17 protein-coding genes are annotated in these 18,597 nt (G+C 63.7%); 9 read left to right on the top strand and 8 right to left on the bottom strand.

Features of this window, described 5'->3' with window-relative positions:
* Positions 1–15: 15 nt before the first annotated feature.
* Entirely contained in the window at positions 16–900 is an 885-nt protein-coding gene (locus tag QEH68_RS17370; RefSeq protein ID WP_280623601.1) for a MetQ/NlpA family ABC transporter substrate-binding protein, read from the bottom strand.
* Positions 901–1,122: 222 nt separating this feature from the next.
* Here QEH68_RS17370 and QEH68_RS17365 point away from each other — a divergent pair, with 222 nt between their 5' ends.
* From QEH68_RS17365 to QEH68_RS17350, 4 genes are all read left to right on the top strand, one after another.
* Positions 1,123–2,244: a methionine ABC transporter ATP-binding protein gene (locus QEH68_RS17365; RefSeq protein ID WP_280623598.1), complete on the top strand. Its 1,122-nt coding sequence runs from the start codon at positions 1,123–1,125 to the stop codon at positions 2,242–2,244.
* A gap of 2 nt (positions 2,245–2,246) precedes the next feature.
* On the top strand, positions 2,247–2,906 hold the full coding sequence (locus QEH68_RS17360; protein WP_280623596.1) for a methionine ABC transporter permease: 660 nt from the start codon (positions 2,247–2,249) through the stop codon (positions 2,904–2,906).
* A 22-nt stretch (positions 2,907–2,928) separates the two neighbouring features.
* On the top strand, positions 2,929–4,089 hold the full coding sequence (locus QEH68_RS17355) for an LLM class flavin-dependent oxidoreductase (protein ID WP_280623590.1): 1,161 nt from the start codon (positions 2,929–2,931) through the stop codon (positions 4,087–4,089).
* Positions 4,090–4,178: 89 nt separating this feature from the next.
* A complete protein-coding gene (locus tag QEH68_RS17350; RefSeq protein ID WP_280623586.1) occupies positions 4,179–5,723 on the top strand; it encodes an MFS transporter in 1,545 nt (514 codons plus the stop codon).
* On the opposite strand, the gene QEH68_RS17345 is transcribed toward QEH68_RS17350, so the two are convergent.
* On the bottom strand, positions 5,687–6,142 hold the full coding sequence (locus tag QEH68_RS17345) for a rhodanese-like domain-containing protein (RefSeq protein WP_280623585.1): 456 nt from the start codon (positions 6,140–6,142) through the stop codon (positions 5,687–5,689). The genes QEH68_RS17350 and QEH68_RS17345 overlap by 37 nt on opposite strands.
* A 39-nt stretch (positions 6,143–6,181) precedes the next feature.
* Positions 6,182–7,318 (bottom strand): LLM class flavin-dependent oxidoreductase, encoded by a 1,137-nt coding sequence (locus tag QEH68_RS17340; RefSeq protein ID WP_280623583.1) that lies wholly within the window; start codon positions 7,316–7,318, stop codon positions 6,182–6,184.
* A 367-nt stretch (positions 7,319–7,685) separates the two neighbouring features.
* On the opposite strand from QEH68_RS17340, the gene QEH68_RS17335 reads away from it, so the two are divergent.
* Positions 7,686–9,719, top strand: a complete 2,034-nt coding sequence (locus QEH68_RS17335; protein WP_280623581.1) for a rhamnogalacturonan lyase — start codon at positions 7,686–7,688, stop codon at positions 9,717–9,719.
* Between the two features lie 74 nt (positions 9,720–9,793).
* On the opposite strand, the gene QEH68_RS17330 is transcribed toward QEH68_RS17335, so the two are convergent.
* Entirely contained in the window at positions 9,794–10,459 is a 666-nt protein-coding gene (locus QEH68_RS17330; RefSeq protein ID WP_280623579.1) for an SRPBCC family protein, read from the bottom strand.
* 94 nt (positions 10,460–10,553) lie between these two features.
* Between QEH68_RS17330 and QEH68_RS17325 the strand changes: the two genes are divergently transcribed.
* Positions 10,554–10,865 carry a hypothetical protein gene (locus QEH68_RS17325; RefSeq protein ID WP_280623577.1) on the top strand — a complete coding sequence of 104 codons (312 nt, stop codon included), beginning with the start codon at positions 10,554–10,556 and terminating at the stop codon, positions 10,863–10,865.
* A 108-nt stretch (positions 10,866–10,973) separates the two neighbouring features.
* Here QEH68_RS17325 and QEH68_RS17320 read toward each other — a convergent pair whose 3' ends face one another.
* Entirely contained in the window at positions 10,974–13,646 is a 2,673-nt protein-coding gene (locus tag QEH68_RS17320) for a Tat pathway signal sequence domain protein (protein ID WP_280623576.1), read from the bottom strand.
* Between the two features lie 149 nt (positions 13,647–13,795).
* On the opposite strand from QEH68_RS17320, the gene QEH68_RS17315 reads away from it, so the two are divergent.
* The 3 genes from QEH68_RS17315 (at position 13,796) to QEH68_RS17305 (ending at position 15,326) form a co-directional block, all read left to right on the top strand.
* Positions 13,796–14,161 carry a metalloregulator ArsR/SmtB family transcription factor gene (locus tag QEH68_RS17315; protein WP_280623575.1) on the top strand — a complete coding sequence of 122 codons (366 nt, stop codon included), beginning with the start codon at positions 13,796–13,798 and terminating at the stop codon, positions 14,159–14,161.
* Complete coding sequence (locus QEH68_RS17310) at positions 14,158–14,646, top strand: SRPBCC domain-containing protein (RefSeq protein ID WP_207594776.1); 489 nt, start codon at positions 14,158–14,160, stop codon at positions 14,644–14,646. Before QEH68_RS17315 ends, QEH68_RS17310 begins: the two co-directional genes overlap by 4 nt.
* Positions 14,647–14,747: 101 nt before the next feature.
* Entirely contained in the window at positions 14,748–15,326 is a 579-nt protein-coding gene (locus QEH68_RS17305; RefSeq protein WP_280623574.1) for an adenylate kinase, read from the top strand.
* On the opposite strand, the gene QEH68_RS17300 is transcribed toward QEH68_RS17305, so the two are convergent.
* From QEH68_RS17300 to QEH68_RS17290, 3 genes are read right to left on the bottom strand one after another with little or no spacing between them, the layout of a single operon-like run.
* The gene (locus QEH68_RS17300; RefSeq protein WP_348537380.1) at positions 15,323–16,051 is read right to left on the bottom strand and encodes a glycosyltransferase; all 729 of its coding nucleotides are present in this window, start codon (positions 16,049–16,051) and stop codon (positions 15,323–15,325) included. The genes QEH68_RS17305 and QEH68_RS17300 overlap by 4 nt on opposite strands.
* A 29-nt stretch (positions 16,052–16,080) precedes the next feature.
* Positions 16,081–17,439, bottom strand: a complete 1,359-nt coding sequence (locus tag QEH68_RS17295) for a bifunctional PIG-L family deacetylase/class I SAM-dependent methyltransferase (protein ID WP_280623571.1) — start codon at positions 17,437–17,439, stop codon at positions 16,081–16,083.
* Positions 17,433–18,521: an acyl-CoA dehydrogenase gene (locus QEH68_RS17290; RefSeq protein WP_280623569.1), complete on the bottom strand. Its 1,089-nt coding sequence runs from the start codon at positions 18,519–18,521 to the stop codon at positions 17,433–17,435. Before QEH68_RS17290 ends, QEH68_RS17295 begins: the two co-directional genes overlap by 7 nt.
* Positions 18,522–18,597: the final 76 nt, after the last annotated feature.

The following is an 18,597-nucleotide window of genomic DNA, read 5'->3' as shown; positions in this document are numbered from 1 at the left end:
GCCGCCCCTCGCGTGCTACTTGGTCTTCTTGATGGCCTGTTCTTCAGCGGTCAGGACTTCCTGCAGCTTGGCCGCTGTCCAGTCAGCCTTGAACTGAAGGTTGCCGTCGTTGAGCTTGGTCACCGAAGCCTCAACTTCGGGCGTGTGATAGGCGTCCACGATCTTCTTCCACGTGGGATCGTCCTTGCGGTCAGCCTTCACCACGAAGCCGTTGATGTAAGGCGCCAGGGATTCCGAATTCAGGTCTTCCTTGAAGATGATCTTCTCGTCGCCCAGTCCGCCTTTCTGGGCCTGCGTGTTGTTGACGACTGCGGCATCCGTGGTTCCCTTGAGCGCGTTCACCGTCTGGTTGCTGTCCACCGGGACAACCTTGATCTTGCTCGAGGTGATCTCTGCGGGTGTCGACAGCGAGTTGCCGCCATCCTTGAGCTGGAGAAGTCCTGCGGTCTGCAGGTTCAGCAGGGCGCGCGCCTGGTTGGTGGGGTTGTTGGGGATGGCAACCTCGGCATCGGCCGGCAGTTCCTCCACGGATTTGAACTTCTCCGAGTACAACGCCAGCGGATACACGGCCGTCGCGCCAACAGGAACCAGGGTGCCGTTGCTGTTGACGTTGAACTGGGACAGGTACTTCAGGTGCTGGAACAGGTTGATGTCCACCTGGCCCTGCTGGGTGGCGGTGTTGATCTGGGCACCATCGGTGAAGTTCTTGACTTCAAGGTCGATGCCCTGATCCTTCAGCTTGTTCTTCAGGAGGGTCCAGTGCTCCTCGGCACCGTCGTCCACACCGATGACCACCTTGGTGTTGGCGCTGGTTGACGAACCACTTGACGCACCCCCGCAAGCCGAGAGCGATAGGGCGGCAACCAGGCCGACGGCGGCAACTAACAAGCGGTTCTTCATGATGCTTCTCCGTACAAAGGGTCTTGATGCGAATGGAAGGTACGGGGTGTTTCCCCTGCCTCACGCTAGGCAGTTGGCCCCGTGGGAATCGAACGCCTTCGCAACACTCCGACGCGCATCGTTAAGGAAAGAAACCGCAGGTCACAGGGGGTCATTGGGTTCGATGCGAGCGCTGTGGCGCTGTTGGAATGGGGACCCAAACAACCCCAAAAGGAGGCTCCGGTGAGCGCGATCGTTTCGCTGCGCGGCGTCAGCAAACTGTTCCCGGTCCAAGGAAGCAACCGCGGCCAGCGCACGGAACCAGTGCGCGCCGTCGACAACGTCAGCCTGGACATCGAAGAAGGAACCGTGGTTGGAATTGTTGGCTACTCCGGTGCCGGAAAATCCACGTTGGTGCGCCTGCTCAACGGCCTGGAGCGACCCACTGAAGGCCAGGTGTTCGTCAAGGGCCAGGACATTTCCTCGCTTCCCGAAGGCCAGCTGCGCAAGGTCCGCGCCGGCATCGGCATGATCTTCCAGCAGTTCAACCTCCTGAAGTCCCGCACTGTCTCCGGAAACGTGGCCTATCCGCTCAAAGTGGCTGGTTGGCCCAAAGAGAAGATCAAGCCGCGCGTGGACGAACTCTTGGAGTTCGTGGGCATCGCAGATAAAGCCGGTTCCTACCCGCGGCGACTCTCCGGCGGGCAGCAGCAGCGCGTGGGCATCGCCCGTGCGCTGGCGAACGCCCCGGACATTTTGCTCGCCGATGAAGCCACCAGCGCACTGGACCCGGAGACCACCCGCGACGTCCTGCGCCTGCTCCGGCGCATCAACAAAGAACTCGGAACCACCGTTGTGGTGATCACTCACGAAATGCACGTCGTGCGCGAAATCTGCGACACCGTGGTGATGATGGAATCTGGCCGCGTGGTGGAAGCCGGGCCGACGTACTCCGTGTTCGCCGATCCCCAGAGCGACTCCACCCAGCGCTTCGTCTCCACGGCTGTGCACGGCACACCGGAACCGGATACGGTCACCCGGCTTGCTGCCGCGCATCCGGGCCGGCTCGTCTCCATCGGCATCTCCGAGGCTGCGCCCACACCTTTGGTGGCGTCCACCTTCGAACGGCACGGTGTCGGCTCCAGCGTCGTGTTCGGCGGAGTCACCGAGATCCAGAACAAGATCCTCGGGACACTGACGTACGAACTCACCGGAAGCGACGCATCGATTGACGCCGCGCTCGCCGACTTAGGCGAGATCACCGCCGTCGAACGCCAAACGGCCGCCGTCGAGCAAAAGACGGCCTCCGCAGACAGTGCCGTACCGAACCTTCCAGCCCCTGTCCCCGTGAACGCCGGAGAATAGCCATGACTGACTGGACAACCCTCCTGCCCGTCCTGGGCGAATCATTCCAACAGACCATCTACATGGTGGTCATCACCGTGCTGCTGAGTGGCGCCGCCGGGCTCGCTCTGGGTGTCACGCTCTACGCCACCAGGCCGGGAAACCTGTTTGCCAACAAGGCGGTGTTCTCGGTCCTGAACTTCCTGGTCAACATCATCCGGCCCATCCCGTTCATCATCTTCATCACGGCCATCGCCCCGCTGACGCTGATCGTCATGGGAACGACCATCGGCACAACGGCGGCAATCCTGCCCATGGCGCTGATGGCCGGTGTGGTGATCGGACGTGTGGTGGAGCAGAACCTGGTGGCCTCCGATCCCGGTGTTGTGGAAGCCGCCCGGGCCATTGGTGACAGCCGCTTGCACATCCTGTGGTCCGTGGTGATTCCCGAGTCGCTGGCGCCGCTGATCCTGGGCTACACGTTCATGATCATCGCCATCGTGGATATGTCCGCCATGGCCGGGTACATCGGCGGCGGTGGCTTGGGCAACTTCGCCATCATGTACGGCTACCAGCAGTTCAACTGGGAGGTCACGCTCGTGACTGTCCTGATCATCATCGTCATGGTCCAGGCCGCGCAGTTACTGGGCAACTTCCTCGCCCAGCGCATCCTCCGCCGCTGACTCTTCCCCCAGGAGAACAACAATGCCTATCGAATTCCTCGGCATGGGTGCCGGCAACGACTCCACGGAGACTTCGCCTGCCACCACGCCGTTCTTCGACCCCCAGTACGCGGCCCGGATCGCCAGGATCCACGAGGACAACAATTGGGACCACGTCCTGTTCGCCTACAACTCCACCACACAGGATCCCTCAGTCCACGCGGCATGGGTTGCAGCAAATACCGAACGGATCCAGTTGAGGTTGGCGCACCGCCCCAACGTTTCCCACCCGACGTTCGCAGCGCGATCCTTCCTGACGTTGGACCACATTGCGCAAGGCCGGTTGACCGTGCACTTCATCACCGGCGGCAGCCAGGCGGATCAGGCCCGCGAAGGCGACTTCCTTGCCAAGGATGCGCGCTATGGCCGAACGCAGGAGTACATGCAGATCGTGCGGCGGGTATGGTCCGGTGGGTCATTCGATTGGTCCGGCGAGCATTACCGGTTCGACGACTTTGCCTCCGGTGTGGGGCCTTTTGCCGGGAAAAGGCCGGGTATTTCCTTTGGTGGGTCCTCCGAGGCCGCGTGGGCTGTGGGTGCAGCGGAGGCGGATATCTACGCGCTCTTCGGCGAGCCGCTGGCGGATGCCGCCGGACAACAGGAGCAGGTCCTTGCGCGGGCCGCTGCCTTGGGACGGGTTGAACCATTGCGCTGGCAAATTGCCTTCCGACCCATCGTGGCGGCAACGGACGAGTTGGCGTGGGAGAAGGCGCACGCCATCCTGAGTACCTTCGAGGCGCGGCGGTCGGCCGGCGAGGTGATTGATCCTGTCCGGCATTACAACCAGAAGCCCGAGGCCGCCGGCACCCAGCGACTCCTCGCCGCGGCCGAGCGCGGGGACCTCCACGACCGCGCGCTGTGGACGGCCCTTGCCAAAGCGGCAGGTGGCGGGGGAGGAAGCGCGACGGCGTTGGTTGGCTCCTACGACACTGTCACCCAGGCGATCCTGGACTACCACGACCTCGGATTCGAGATCTTCGGTCTCCGTGGCTACGACTTCGTCCCGGATGCCCTGGAGTTTGGCCAGCACGTCATTCCACAGCTGAAGCAGGAAGTGGCGCATCGGGAGCAGGGCCGCACCGCCGAGGAAATCCGGGCAAGCCATGCCGCCGCCCGGGCACGCGTCGTGGGCGTACCTTCCTGACCCACTTTCAGCGCCACAACCAGCAATATCAAACCTTTTTGGTTGTTTCTCAGCATCCAAGGCGGCAAAGCAGGTCAGGAAGGAACGCTATGAGAAGCCACGGAAACCACGCTAAACGTTCCGCACTGTGGCTTTGCCTGGGCGCAGGGTTCATCACGCTGTTGGACCAGTCAATGTTCGTGCTGGCGGTACCGGCTATGTCTGCGTCCCTCCACGCCGGTTCAGGTTCGGTGCAGTGGATCCTGGCTAGCTACTCCCTGGCGTTCGGCGTCGCGCTGGTTCCCGCGGGCAGACTGGGCGACATCGTGGGACGGCGCACGCTCTTCATCGCGGGTATCGCTGTTTTCGGGGCCTCCAGCTTGGTGTGTGGCCTGGCCACGGACCCATCGCTGGTCATCGTCGCCAGGCTCCTCCAAGGACTCGGCGCCGGCACCCTGAACCCGCAGGTGCTGGGCCTCCTGCAGGACATCTATTCCGGGCATGACCGCGCCAAAGCCCTCGGCGCCTACGCTGCCGCCGGGGGTTCGGCTGCGGTCTGCGGACCGCTGCTCGGCGGAGTGGTTCTTTCCTTGGGCGACCCATCCATCGGCTGGCGGATCCTGTTCCTCGCCAACGTTCCCTTGGTGCTGATCCTGGTTCCCCTTGCCTTCCGGCTCCTCCCGAGGCCTGCCATCAAAAACCCCGACGACGGAACCGCGAACCCCTCCATCGACGTCCTGGGTGCCTTGCTGCTCGGCGGAGTGGTGATCGCCTCGCTCATTCCCACGATCTACGGTGCGGGCATCATTGCAGTGACATCGCTGGCGGTCGGTGCGGGGATGCTTCTGGCCTTCGCCTTCTGGGAGCTCCTTTATCACCGGCGCGGTCGAACCCCGTTGCTCAGTGCCTCCTTGGTGAAATCCAGGGGCTACGCCTTGGGTACGGTGGTGGCGCTCTGTCAGTTCGGCGTCGGTGCCGGAATGGCCGCCGTGACTGCCTTCTACTTCCTCTCCGGGACAGGGATGGCGCCGTTGGCGGCCGCAGCGATCCTCGCGCCGCAAGCAGCAGGAATGCTGTTGGCGTCCAGCTTCAGTTGGCGCTTCCTGGCCCGATACGGTCGCGTCGGGATCGTCTACGCGCTGGTGGGCAGCCTGGCCTGCCTGGTTGCCAAGGACCTCTTCGTGCAAGGGCTCGACGGCGGTACGGCGGCTCTGGCGGTGGCCGCCGTCGGACTTATCCAAGGTGTGGCAACAGGCCTTGTGGTGGCGCCAAACCAGACACTCACGCTTGCCCATGCGCCCGCAGGTGCCGCAGGGGTGGCTGCAGGCTTCTACCAGCTCAGCCAACGTTTCGCGGCGGCCCTGTGCTCAGCTGCGGCCGCAGGCATGTTCCTTCAGGCGCACGGAGCGGCCACCGGCCAAGCCTCCAAGGACGCCTTCCACCAGGGCATCGTGATGTGCAGCGCTTTGCTGGGGCTCGCGCTGCTCGCCGGCGGACTCGACTTGCAGCGCGAGGCAAGGAACCGCAGAAACGCACGTGCCGTCGTCGTGACCTCCGGAAAGGAAGCCGCGACGACGGCGGTGGTGCTGACGCCGGAAGGCCCGACGGCGGGAGGTACTCAGCGTTCGGAGGCCACCGAATCGGTGGATGCCTGAGCCGATCCGACGGGCGGCGCCGATTCGACGGGCGGGGCGGTGGGCCCGGTGGTGGGGACGCCGGCGTCGCGCAGGGCCGGGAAGCCGCCGTCCACGTGGACGGCGTTGGCGTAGCCGAGGACCTGGAGCTTCTGCGCGACGGGACGTGAACCGTTGACGGAGCCGCAGAACACCACGATCGTCTGGTCCGTACCGCTGAGCTGGGCCAGGCGGTGGGCGGACTCCGGGCTGAAGTCCTCCTCCACATGCTCGCGGTTGACCACCACGGCACCGGGGACGGCTCCGGTGCTGGCGCGGCCGCCTTCGCTGCGGACATCGATCAGCAGCGCGCCTTCTTCGATGAGTTTGGCCGCTTCCTGGGCGGTGATCAGCTGGGTATCCTGCACGTCGTTTTCCGGTACGGCGGTTTCGATGGACATGGTGCTCCCTTTGTTGGTGGTGGGTGGAAAATCGGAAAGCTAGAGACCCCAGGCCTCGGCGAGCAACTGGTACGAGCTCTGCCGATCGGCGGGGTCATGGGCAATGGTGGTGATGAGCAGTTCCTGGGCCCCTGTGGCCCGCTGCAGCGTGCGCAGCTTGTCCCTGACCTGGTGCGGGTCGCCCACCAGCCGGGTGTCCACACGGTCTTTGACAAGGTCATTGGCGTCAGCATCCAAGGGCAGATCCAAGGCATCCTCCGGGGAGGGGTAGGGGATGGCACCCTGTCCGCTGCGAATACCGTGTACCCACTGGGCATAGCCGCGGGCGAGGCGCTGTGCTTGGTGTTCGTCCGGGGCCACCAGCACGTCCGCCGAGACGATCACCTGTGGTTCCTGCAGGGAAGCAGACGGTTCAAAGTGGGCCCGGTATTCGGCAATGGAGTCCAGGACGCCGGCCGGGGCTACGTGATAATTCGCGCCGAAGGGAAGGCCCAACTTGCCGGCAAGGCGGGCGCTGGGACCCGCTGTTGAACCGTGGATCCAGAACTGTGGCGACTGCCCGAGGGCCGGCGTCGCGGTGACTTCCTCACCATGCTTGGTGCGGTACCCGCCGGTGAAGAACCCGATGATGTCCTGGACGTCGTTTTCGAAGTTGTCGGTATCTCCCGGGAAGCGGCCCAGCAGTTCACCTTGCAAACGGAACTTCCTGGGGAGGACGGCACCGAAGATGGGCCGCGGCGCTGGGATCAGCAGACCGTCAACCACGCGATCGTCTGGTGTGTCAGTCGGGGGCACTACTCCGGGAGCCGGATCGCTGGGCGACTTCGGCGGCCCGGAACGCCCAAAGCCAAGGTCCACACGGTCCGGGAACACCGCAGCAAGAGTGCCGATGCTCTCCGCAATCTGGAGCGGCCTGTAGTTTCCCAACAAGGTGGCTGCCGTGCCGACACGGATGGTTTTGGTGGCCGACGCAACCAACCCGGCGAGGATGTGCGGGGCAGAACCAGCAACGCCGGTGTTGAGGTGGTGCTCGGCCAGCCAGTACCGCGAGTACCCTGCAGCCTCAGCGACGCCGGCGAGGGCGAGTGTGCTGCGCAGGGCGTCGCCGGGGGTCTGCCCGGCGGAAACCGGAGACAGGTCAAGAACGGACAGGGGAGTGACGGAATGCTTCGGCATGGGACGACACTACGGACGCACCCGCACAAGCCAAAGCCCAACAGTCACCCCGCTCAACGGGGCTAAATCCTAAGAAATCCTGCGAAACGGACCGTCACAAGCGAGCCGCGAAAGACGTACCAGGAGGGCGCCGCGGACAGGCTAGGGTAGGGACATTTCAGAACAAATAGCACCGAACACTCACAGTCATTTCCTGTCAAACCCTTGACCGAACGGTTGAAGCGCTGGTAAACCTTGTTGGCGGAAAGCGTTTTCTCGCAGACTTCAGCCTCTTGTCCACCACGCAAGGCGGTGTTGTCTCCGTATGTGAAACGTTCCAATATCGGCTCGCAGACCCCCTGCTGCCCAGCATCAAAGGAGATGTTCTTTGGCTTACCCCTCGAAATGTTCCTACAGCTCCTCCCGTGGCCTTGCATGGAAAGCAGCCCCCATCGCCGCCACCGCTTCACTCGCTGCCGCGGCCATCGCGCTGACGGGTGTCCCACTCGCCCAAGCAGCCCCGGCCCAGGTCCAGCAGGCAGCGCAAGCCAACCTTCCCGGCGTCGTGCCTGCCGCGAAGGACGCAGCGTCGCTGGAGCGCCAAGTGGAAAACCTCGACCGGGCGCCGGTTGCAGTCCTGACGGACCAGGGTGTCACCGTGAGTTGGCGCATGCTGGGCCTGGATAAGGACAGCATCGGCTTCCAGGTCCTGCGCGATGGCGTCAACATCACTCCCGAGCCCATCCGCAACGCCACCATGTTCGTGGACGCTGGCGGCACTGCGGAGTCGAGCTACGTCATCAAGGCCGTTGGCAACGGACAGGGCCAGGACAAGCTGACTGAAGCCGTGAAGCCGCTGGCCCAGAATTATCTGGCCATCAAGCTGGACAAGCCTGCCGACGGTGTTACGCCGGACGGCAAGACTTACACGTACTCGGCCAACGACGCCACCGTGGCGGACCTCGACGGCGACGGCAAGTACGAGGTCATCCAGACGTGGTCACCGTCCAACGCCAAGGACAACTCCCAGTCCGGTTACACGGGCAATGTCTACGTCGACGCCTACAAGCTGGATGGCACCAAGCTGTGGCGGATTGACCTTGGCCGCAACATCAGGGCTGGCGCACACTATACACAGGTCCTGGCCTACGACTTCGACGGCGACGGCAAGGCTGAGGTTTCCCTCAAGACAGCGGACGGCACCCGCGATGCGGCAGGGACAGTGATCGGGAACGCCGACGCCGATTTCCGCAACGCCGCTGGATATGTCCTGTCCGGTCCGGAATTCCTTACCGTCTTCAAGGGTGAGACCGGCACCATCCTGGACACGGTGACCTACGAGCCCGAGCGCGGTGCTGTGACCGGCTGGGGCGACAACTACGGCAACCGTGTGGATCGTTTCCTGGCAGGCGTGGCCTACCTTGATGGCGAGCACCCCTCCATGATGTTCAGCCGCGGCTACTACACCCGGACGGTCCTGGTCACCTACGACCTCGTCGACGGCAAGCTCGTGAAGCGCTGGACCTTTGATTCCAACCTGGCCGGCGATCAGTACAAGGGGCAGGGCAACCACAACCTGTCCGTCGCCGACGTCGATCAGGATGGCAAGGACGAGTTCATCTTCGGTTCCATGACCATTGATGACAACGGCCAGCCGCTCTACAACACCAAGCTCGGCCACGGCGATGCCATTCACACCAGTGACCTCGATCCGTCCAGGCCAGGGCTGGAAACGTTCGCCGTCCACGAAAGCATGAGCCAGAGCGGCAACCGCGGAGCAACCTTCCGTGATGCCGCAACCGGTGAGGTCCTGTGGAGCATCCCGGCCATCAAAGACACCGGACGTGGGGCGGCAGGCGACATCGATCCCCGCTATGCAGGCGCCGAAGGGTGGGCCATCGGCGGTTCTGCTGCCTGGGATTCACCCGTTGGCCAGCTCATGTCCGCCAAGGGTGAGTTGATTGCGGAAAAGATCCCGGCCGCCAACTTCCTGGCTTGGTGGGATGGTGACCTGCTCCGCGAAATCGTGGACCATGACTACGACGCCACGGTGTCCCGCGGCGTTCCCACGATCTCCAAGTGGAACTGGGAAACGGAAACCAGTGACCGGCTCCTGACCGCCGACGGTGCCCGCAGCAACAACACCACCAAGGGCAACCCGTCCATCCAGGCTGACATCCTTGGCGACTGGCGGGAAGAGATCGCGTGGCCGTCCACTGACAGTACCGAGCTGCGGATCTACACCACCACGGCTCCTACCGAGGTGCGGCTGCGGACCCTGATGCACGACACTGTGTATCGGACAGCTGTAGCCCGCGAGAATGTTGCCTATAACCAGCCGCCGCACCCGGGCTTCTTCATTGGCGAGGGCATGCAGGCTCCGGCGATTCCCGCCGTTGTCTACACCGGCACCAAGAACTAGCCGCAGCTGTCAATGAAAAGTGCCGCCCGGGTCGCGTTGACCCGGGCGGCACTGATTCTATTGCTGTGTGGACACTACCGCTGTCCTGGGAGGCCGCCCATCGGCGGAATAAAGCCCGGACCTTGACCTTCGCCTTCCTTCCGCTCCGCAGCGCTGCGGGTGTCGCTCTCGGCGGTCTCGTCCGAGTCCCCATCAACGTCTGCAAGACCGTTGGTCTGGTCGAACGGGTGGGTGACAGGATCGACGATTGGCGTTGACTCGGCCGCTGTTCCTGACGCGGCCGCAGGTGCCGCGGTGGTTCCTGCAGTCGTGCCCGTCTCCGGGGTCTGCTTTTCGATGTACTCCTTGAACTTCTTCAAGTCTGACTCAGCCTGCCTTTCAACGATATGCAGCTTGTCCCCCAGGAACTCCAGAACGCCATGCGGTTCGTACTCCAGGGACAAGTGCAGTGACGTCTGGCTGGGACCAGCTTCCTTGAACTCAACCCAGCCGGCGTTTTTGGCACCCTCCACGGCGGCCCAGGCCACGGCCCGGTTATGGTCCTGTTGAACGATTTTGGCTTCCCAGCGACGATGGACGCCGGCGATTTCGGCCACCCATTCGAGGCGGTCCTCACTGAGCCGCGTCACGCGTTCCACTCCGCCCATGAAATGCGGAAATTCCTCAAACTGCGTCCACTGCCAGTAAGCCGTACTGATCGGAACGTTGACCATGATTGTCTTGTTTACTTTCGTGGTCATGATGTCCGTCTCCTCCTCAGGTCGATATTGATCAGCATACTTACAGTATCGGGCCTTTTGAAGCGTTAATACAGAGCTTGAAGGAGGGGAGTCAGTGGATGATCCGGCCATTCTGGACGAGGTGCTCCAGGTGCTCGGAGATGTCGGCCAGCACAACCTGGGCGCGCCCATTGTTTCCATCACGGACAGCGCGGGTTCGCCTGTAGCGGTGCATGCCGATCACCGGATTGTGGTGCCCACTGAAGGCGCAGGCTTTTTCCCATCCCTGACAGGTGCCGTGGCTGCGGTCCAGGCGATCGCCGTCGAGCTTGCCTCCCTGGACCCCGAGCGTTCCAACCAGAACATCGCCGCTTCGGAGCGGACCTGGGACCAGATGCGGATCATGCATCCGCGCACCAGTTCCTGATGGCTGTGGCTTCCTGACCTTCTTCGGGCCGACTCGAGTGCGGAATCAACCCTCTGGGGTTGCTGGCCACCCATATCAGCGGCAAAGAAGGTCAGGAAGCAGCAGGAATTACGACGCCGGGACCTCCTGAGGTGCATCGGCCGCCGCCGGCAGCTGGTGACCGATCAGGGCCAGGTTCTGGATGACGGCCAAGCCGAACTGGGCGGTGTCGTTGGTGGAGACGGTGGGAGCCTCATCGACCGGCAGAAGCACGAACGGGGGCAGGATCTTCTTCAATGTGAAGGCCTCGGCATGGTTGAGGTTCTCCCCGCCCTCGGCAAAGCTCTCCCACGCCAACTCCGCGAGTTCCGGGGACCCCAGCCGGGCCGCGGCGTAGGCCGTGAGCCGGCTGTGTGCCTGGGTGAGGTAGATGCCCGCCAAGGGTTGCCCTACCTCCGCGACCTGCTCTTCCGGAGTGGCCAGGAACAGTCGGCAATACTGCATCCAGGCTTCCTCGAAGTCCTTGTCCGGAACCAGGCTGATCAGTTCGCTGCAGATTTCCACCAAACCGAACACGGCACTCAGGTGCGAGACGCTGATGACTTCCCGGCCGGCGTCGAACCTCCCGGCATCAAGGTCATACAGCGCTTCGCCTGTGAGGAATCCGTACTTCAGGGCGCCGATGTCTGCCATGGTTCCGAGGAGTCGATCCCGTGAGCGCGGGTTGCCGGTACGCTCCCAATCGGTCAGCCAGGTGGCGGCGAGTGAGCCCCAGTCCGTACCCAGCCCCACGCCCAGGGCGCCGCGGTCCGGGCGGTACGTATCGGCGTCGGGCCTGACTTTGCGGACGGGGTCCAAGCCGAGGAAGTTCTGGTCGCTGTCCACCAGTTCGGTGAGGAGATCGCCGGTTCGTTCATCGGCGGTCAGGTAGTAGTAGAAGCGCCGGTAGGCCGGAGTACTGATGCGCAGCTGCTTGGCGCTGCAGCCCCAGTGCTGGACGTTGTGCCGCGAACCCAATCCGCGCCACGGACCGAGGTGGTAGACATCCACCTCACCGGTGTGGCGGGTCATGGCCTCGGCGTAGCGGAAGACGTCCGCGCGGCCCGTCCGGAGGTACATGTACCAAAGCCAAAGGTCGGGCGACAGCTCGGAGTTGTCCCACGCGTAGCCGCCCACATCGTAGCGCCACACGTGCCGATCGGTGTCGTAGGTGTGCATGACGTCGCCGTAGTTCCAGAATCCGTACCAGCGGCGCTGTTCGGTCTGGCCTTGATAGAAGTCGAACAGGAAGTCCAGCTTGTCTTCCAGTTCCGCCCGGGCCGGGGTGCTGCGATCCACCGGTGACCAATCCCCGAAGACCCCTGCCGCGTGCAGGTACTCAGGTGAGGGCTGCAACAGCGGGGGAGTGGACGCTGCCTTGGCATCGGCGGCGAGGCTTTCCGTGCAGGGGGTCGAGTCGTAGGCGAACAGCGTCAGCTCGTGGGTGCGTGCAATTCCTGTGGGTTTGCCGAAGCCGGGTTCGTAGTCCTCATACGTGATTTCGAGCCCCTCAAGCTGGTCCTCGAACGTGTCTTGGCCCAGGCCGTCGTGATAGAAACGGAGGTCCATCGGCTGGGCTTCGGGGGAGTAAAGCCAGGCGGTGACTTTCGCTTCCGCGGTGGCTGCCCCCCGGATGTCCAACTGCCCCGGGTGCGACTGCCAGAAGTCCCGGATGCCAACACCGAAGCCACCATGGACATCGCTCAGCGAGCAGAACCCGGCCGCCCTGGTGCCGCCCGAGATACCCACCCAGCCGTGGCCGGGAGCAGTCCTTTTGCGCAGGTCAAAGCCGTCGGCCGTCAGTTGCGTCAGGGTGTAGTCGTTCCAGCCCGGGATGAGGTGGAGCCGTTCGGAGACCAGTGGGCTCCACTCGCTCAGGGGCGGGGTGGGCCGGCCGGCGATCTGCGCGGCGCGTACTTCCTCGCCCGGATCCCGTCGCAGTCCAGTCAGCCCGCGCACGGCCTCCACCAGGAATCCCCCGTCGGCGCCGGCGATCCGGACATGACGATCATGCAGTTCGCTGTCCAGCGGCACGGTGAACTCGACGCCTAGGCCTGCCAGGAAATCCTGCTCAGCGTCGCCGTCCCAGACGAACGAGTGAATCATTCTGACGCTGCGGGCGCCCGCGTAGAAGTAGAAGCGGACGGTGAACGGGAGCCATTCTTTGGCGCCGTCTTCTGCGCGGTGCAGGCCTTCCACCTTGACCACCGCGCGGACAGGACCAGCCTGCTCCACGGTGACACTGGTGGTGTGGCCGGTGAAACCAGTCCGGGTGGTGGTGCCCATTCCCTCTGCCGGTCCTGACTGCAGCAGGCTCACGAGGCGACCGTCTTTGGCCACCACTTCATTGTTGCGGCGAAGCTCGCTGAACAGGGTGTTGCCGCTCCGGTGCAGGACCATGTCCAGTGTGCCTGTGGATACGGTGATGGTGTTGTCGTCTTCGGCGACCGTCACTCCGTGTGAGCGTTCGACGACGGCTGCCGCGCCGCCGTCGTGCGTTTCGGTTGAGTGGGTGACCCGGTAAGCGGCCGCTGGCTGATCCGTGGCGCCGAGGGCGATGCCGGCCCACTTCAGGGAGCCGTCGGGCCAGGTGGCCAGGGGCCAGGTTTGGGCGTTGACGGTGCTGCCGCTGGAGTCGAGGACCCCCAGGGCGGCTGCGTCCTGCACGGTGCCGCGTTGGAACGGCATTCCCCACGTCGTGCCGCCGCTGAGTCCGGCGGGCGGTTCGCCATCGATCCACGTGATCGGGGCGTGCTGAGTCATGGTCAATTCCACCTAAGTGTTCGGGAAAACGCTTTCTTTGAGACGTTTCAACAACTTACCCGGGCGATGCGTAGGGCCGCAAGGGGTGGCCATGTTTTGGCCATCACATCCGTTGACATCGGGCCCTTCCGCGCGTATCGTACAACCAAATGGTTGTAGATCAGCTCAGCAAAAAACCCTCCGGCGACGTAGAACTCGACCGCCTGTTCCAGGCCCTCGCCGACGCAACCCGCCGGGACATCGTGGCCCGGGTGACGGCGGGGGAGTACTCGGTTTCCGGATTGGCTGCGCTGTACGCCATGAGTTTCGCGGCCGTGCAAAAGCATGTTGCGGTCTTGGAACGGGCCTCCCTGGTGACCAAGGAGAAGCGTGGGAGGGAGCAGATTGTGCGGGGAAACCATGAGGGACTGCAGAAAGCCCGGCACCTGTTGGACCACTTCGAAATGATCTGGCGGCAACGTGCCAGCCGGATTGCGGACATACTCGCTGAAGATGACGAAAGGGAACTGCAATGACTGTTGTCAGCGTAAACAAAGATGTTGAGGCCCTGAGCTTCACCATCGTGGCCGAGTTCGATGCCGACGTGAAGCGCGTGTGGAGGATCTGGGAAGACCCCCGGCAGCTCGAACGCTGGTGGGGTCCGCCCACGTGGCCGGCCACTTTTGAGACCCACGAGTTCACCGCCGGGGGCAAGGCTGCTTATTACATGACCGGCCCGGATGGCACCAAAGCCCGCGGTTGGTGGAAGTTCACCGCCATTAACGCCCCGGATCATCTGGAATTTGACGACGGTTTCGCCGACGAGCACGGTGAGCCCGTAGACGACCTGGGCATCACCCACGCCACAGTGAAGCTTGAACCCGTGGACAACCGCACCCGAATGACCATCACCTCCAGCTTCGAATCCGAAGAGCAGATGCAGAAGATGGCCGAGATGGGCATGGAAGAAGGAATGCGGGAGGCGATCGAACAGATCGATGGCGTGCTTGCCAACGCCTGAGAACTGAACCGCATCCTAAAAGAAGCCGACGACGACGGGTGCCTCCCGCCGTCGTCGGCGTATTGTTTAAGTCCCGGCCGCCTTTCGAACGGACCAGTTACATGGCGCGATTGATCATCATGGGCCCTCCCGGTTCCGGCAAAGGCACGCACGCGGAGCACCTTGCGCGGCATTTCGGGATACCCGCCATTTCCACGGGTGATCTTTTCCGCGCCCATGTCCGGGACAAGACGGATCTCGGCCTTGAAGCCGGTGAGTTCATGGACCGGGGTGAGTTTGTGCCGGACCACGTCACCACGGACATGCTCAAGCAGCGGATGGAAGAAGCCGATGCTGCCGATGGCTTTCTGTTGGACGGCTACCCGCGAACGGTGATCCAGATCGGCGCTTTGGACGAGATGCTCGCGGGCCGGGGACAGCCCTTGCAAGTTGTTCTGGCGCTCACGGCCTCGGACAGCGAGTTGCTGGCCCGGATGCTCCGCCGTGCTCAAGAGCAAGGTCGCAGCGATGACACCGAAGCCGTGATCCAGCGTCGGCTGGAGCTGTACCGGGACGAGACCCAGCCGGTTCTGACGGCTTACTCGAAGCGCGGGATCTTGGTGACCGTTGATGGATCCGGCGATCGGGAAGCGATCACGGCATCTGCCATAGCGGCGGTGGAGGGCGCTCTGGCAGGTTAGCCGCTGGCGGGGGCCGGAAGCTCAGCGCCGAGAGCCCGGAGGTAGGAACCGAATCCTTCGGGGGCGCGGGCGTGTGTCCTGCCTGAGGTGACCACACGGATGGTGTCCGTAGATGTCACCGTGAAACCTTGCCGACGAAGCCCCTCCACCAAACCCCGGTCTTCGTGGGAACGCAGCAAGGGAAAGCCGCCTGCCGCGAGGTAGGCCGAGGCCCTGATGCCTAAATTGGCTCCGTAGATATGCGGGTGGTCCTCGCGGAAGGGGTGCAACTCCAGCCAGCGCCCCAAAACTACAGGGTCCACATCGGTGGGGTCCGGCTCCACCGAGCCGAGGACGGCATCGGCCCCGGCGTTTGCCAGATCGACCTGCCGCACCAGCCAGTGCCCGGGGACGGTGGAATCGGCGTCGGTGTTGGCGAGCCATACGGTTGCATCCGCGTGTTCCTCCTGCTGGAGTTGCAGGCGTTCCAGGGCTTCCCTGGCACCATGATCGCGGCTGGCACCTGTGCTGTGGAGCTTCACGGTGAGATTGTGAAAGCGGGCATCTTTGGCTCCAAACGCAGCGGAAATCGCCTCCGAACCGTCCGTGCAGTTATCCAGGACCACGGTGACTGAGGCGCCCACTCCGGGGCGTTCGCGTCCAAGGGTATCCAGTGCGGCGCGCAGTCCGGTCAGCGCCCGGCCAAGGCGCTGTTCCTCGTTGTGGGCAGGTATTACTACCGCCACGTTTCTGATTCCTGGCTGCTGTGAATGGGTCATGGTGAGCTATCCGGTGCCACCAGGACTTCCAGCATGAAGTCCTTCTCCTGGTAGAGCCCGTGCGTGGGCCAGCCGAGGTGGGTGCGTGTCATGGTGTGCACAGACTCCGCGTCCAACTCCCAGCCCGAAATCGGATGCCGCCAATGGCACAGAAGCAGTGTTCCGCCAGGCGTAGTTGAGGCCTGGATTCTTGTTAGCAGTTCGGTGAGTTCTTTCCGCGAAAGGTAATAGCCCGTTTCGGACAGCACCACCAGGTCGAACATGCCCTCAGGCCACTCATGCGGCATGGTGAGGTGCCTGACCTCCGCTGATGGGTAGCTCGCGAGACGCTCCGCTGCCTGGGCCAAGGCTGCGCTGCTGGCGTCCACTCCCAGGAATGTCCGGCAACGCCGGGCCAGCTCCTCGCTGAGTGTGCCGATGGAACAGCCCAGTTCCAACCCGGACTCATAGCTTTCCTGGGGCAAGGCCGCCAGGGTCAGCGCCCTCTTGCGGCGTTCATACCAGCTGGTGGTGTAGCTCCACGGATCCTCTTCCCTTGAGTGGACTTCGTCGAAGATGCGTTCCGCATCTGCTGCGCTGTTGCTCCCAGCTGTGGAGGGATGCCAGGCGAACGTTTCCCACGGCCGCTCGAAGTGCTCCAGAAATGTCCCGGAAAGCAAAGTCTCGTCGCCCGGTTGTCCGGACAGCGGCTCTGTTTGCGAGACGTGGGCGTGCATTGCTTTGGCCTTGGCCTGTTGTTCTTCCTGGCTCAGGGGCACGCGGACCCAACCATTCCAGGTGGTGTCCTCAGTTCCTGCCCACAACCAGTACCAAATGGGGTATTCCAGGAGCCCGTAGCCGTTTTGTGTGGCGAGGTCCGCGGCGACCGTGCCAAGGGTGTCGTGGTCCGTATGGCCGTCGGCACGGTAGGGAGCCACGATCACCACTTCCTCCGCCGCTCGCCCCGCGATGCTCTCGCGAATTGCCGCAGCAATACGGTCAGCGTTGGCAGCCAACTGTCCGTCGGGGAGTTCCAGGAACCGCCACGTCGCGCTGGGCGCCAGCCCTGACAAAGCAGTGTCGAACTCCGTGAGCCTGACAGCGGCAAGCTGTTCCGGCGTCGTGGTTGGCGAGTCTGGATGCGATGCCTCGCCCGCGGTGCACAGGATCATGTCGACTGCTGCGCCGGCTGAGTGCAGCCTGGCCAGGAAGCCGCCGGCGCCGAGTGATTCGTCGTCCGGGTGCGCGGCCAGGACAACGAACTTCCTGGCCGCAAGTTCTGCTGTATCCAGCGGCAGTTCGGGGAGGGCGGCCACTCCCGACGCTGCCCATTCCTGCTCCGACGTTCCGGTGTCAGTGTGGGAAAAGGTCACCACTGGCATTCTCCCTTCAGGGTCAGCGCGCCCAGCTGGGCGTCGTCCCGCATGGCGTGGTGCTGCCGGATGTACAGCGAGAGATCGGCCATGCGCTTTCCATACGCTTCATTGAACGCCAGCGGCGCGGGACCGAGGTTCTGCGTCACCACTGTTTGGACGCGCTCGACGGCGGCGGCAACAGTTCCGCGGATACGCAGGGCTTCGCTCCAGGCGCTGGGGCCGTTTGTGTCTGTGGGATCTTCGCCGCGCTCGTCCAGTTCGCCGGCGTCGATTTGCTCTGCGGCTTGGGCCAGGTACCCGGTGACGGACGTGATGATCCTGTCCACCTCACCCAAGGAGGCGAGGGCGATCTGGTCCGGCTCCCTGCCATTTTCCGCGCCCTTGGCCAGTGCGCTCCTGAAATCCCTGGCCACGGCAACTGCTCCGCCGAGCCAGCACGCGGCAACGCCCATGCCGCCCCAGGCGAAACCGGGTCGGGTGAAGTACCACCCTTCGCCTCCGACCGGGGTTGCGGGGACTTGGTCGAAGTGGACGGTGCCGCTGGGAATTTCCTGGAGACCCCGGCTGGTCCACTGGGGTGTTTCGCAGGACACTCCGGGGTGCTTCAGGTTCACAGCGAAGGCGGCCCGGCTGTTGTCTTCGGTGTGGGCCGTGATCACTGCACCATTCAGTTGGGCCGCGAGCGAGCACCAGGGTTTGGACCCGTTGAGGACGTAGTTCCCGGCATTATCCCGCTTGGCCTCGAGCTTCAGGCCGGGGCCTTCCGCGGCGAAGACTCCCCATGCACCATCCGGTGTAGCGGGTACGTCTGCTTGGGCGAGGATAGCCACGGCATCCAGATGTGGTTCGAGCACCCTCCCGGCCGCCACATCCACGGCTGTGACCGATGCCAGCAGTTCCCAGAGCTTGGCGGTATTTCCTTCGCCGGGCTGGGGGGCCGTCATTCCGATCTCCGTAGCGATGGCAAGCAGAGCAGGGACATCGCCCACGGATTCCCGCACCTTTTCCAGCATCGGCTCGAGGGCTTGGAGCTGGACGGGCTCGGAACTGATGCGTACAGGCTGGGCTTCGGAGTCGCTCATGATCCCAAGCCTATTCTAAGGAGCCTTAGGTTATGCGTGTGGAGGGCAAGAGAACGACGGCGGGTGGTTGCCGCCG

The organism is Paenarthrobacter sp. OM7 (assembly GCF_029873575.1).
Taxonomy (GTDB): domain Bacteria; phylum Actinomycetota; class Actinomycetes; order Actinomycetales; family Micrococcaceae; genus Arthrobacter.
The sequence above is the reverse complement of the archived record's forward strand: the minus strand, read 5'-3'. Positions and strand labels throughout refer to the sequence as shown.

Coding starts and splice junctions, on each gene's coding strand:
- QEH68_RS17370 (WP_280623601.1), bottom strand. CDS start 900: ATGAAGAACCGCTTGTTAGTTGCCGCCGTCGGCCTGGTTGCCGCCCTA.
- QEH68_RS17310 (WP_207594776.1), top strand. CDS start 14,158: ATGACTGTTGTCAGCGTAAACAAAGATGTTGAGGCCCTGAGCTTCACC.
- QEH68_RS17350 (WP_280623586.1), top strand. CDS start 4,179: ATGAGAAGCCACGGAAACCACGCTAAACGTTCCGCACTGTGGCTTTGC.
- QEH68_RS17305 (WP_280623574.1), top strand. CDS start 14,748: ATGGCGCGATTGATCATCATGGGCCCTCCCGGTTCCGGCAAAGGCACG.
- QEH68_RS17355 (WP_280623590.1), top strand. CDS start 2,929: ATGCCTATCGAATTCCTCGGCATGGGTGCCGGCAACGACTCCACGGAG.
- QEH68_RS17315 (WP_280623575.1), top strand. CDS start 13,796: ATGGTTGTAGATCAGCTCAGCAAAAAACCCTCCGGCGACGTAGAACTC.
- QEH68_RS17340 (WP_280623583.1), bottom strand. CDS start 7,318: ATGCCGAAGCATTCCGTCACTCCCCTGTCCGTTCTTGACCTGTCTCCG.
- QEH68_RS17290 (WP_280623569.1), bottom strand. CDS start 18,521: ATGAGCGACTCCGAAGCCCAGCCTGTACGCATCAGTTCCGAGCCCGTC.
- QEH68_RS17330 (WP_280623579.1), bottom strand. CDS start 10,459: ATGACCACGAAAGTAAACAAGACAATCATGGTCAACGTTCCGATCAGT.
- QEH68_RS17360 (WP_280623596.1), top strand. CDS start 2,247: ATGACTGACTGGACAACCCTCCTGCCCGTCCTGGGCGAATCATTCCAA.
- QEH68_RS17320 (WP_280623576.1), bottom strand. CDS start 13,646: ATGACTCAGCACGCCCCGATCACGTGGATCGATGGCGAACCGCCCGCC.
- QEH68_RS17345 (WP_280623585.1), bottom strand. CDS start 6,142: ATGTCCATCGAAACCGCCGTACCGGAAAACGACGTGCAGGATACCCAG.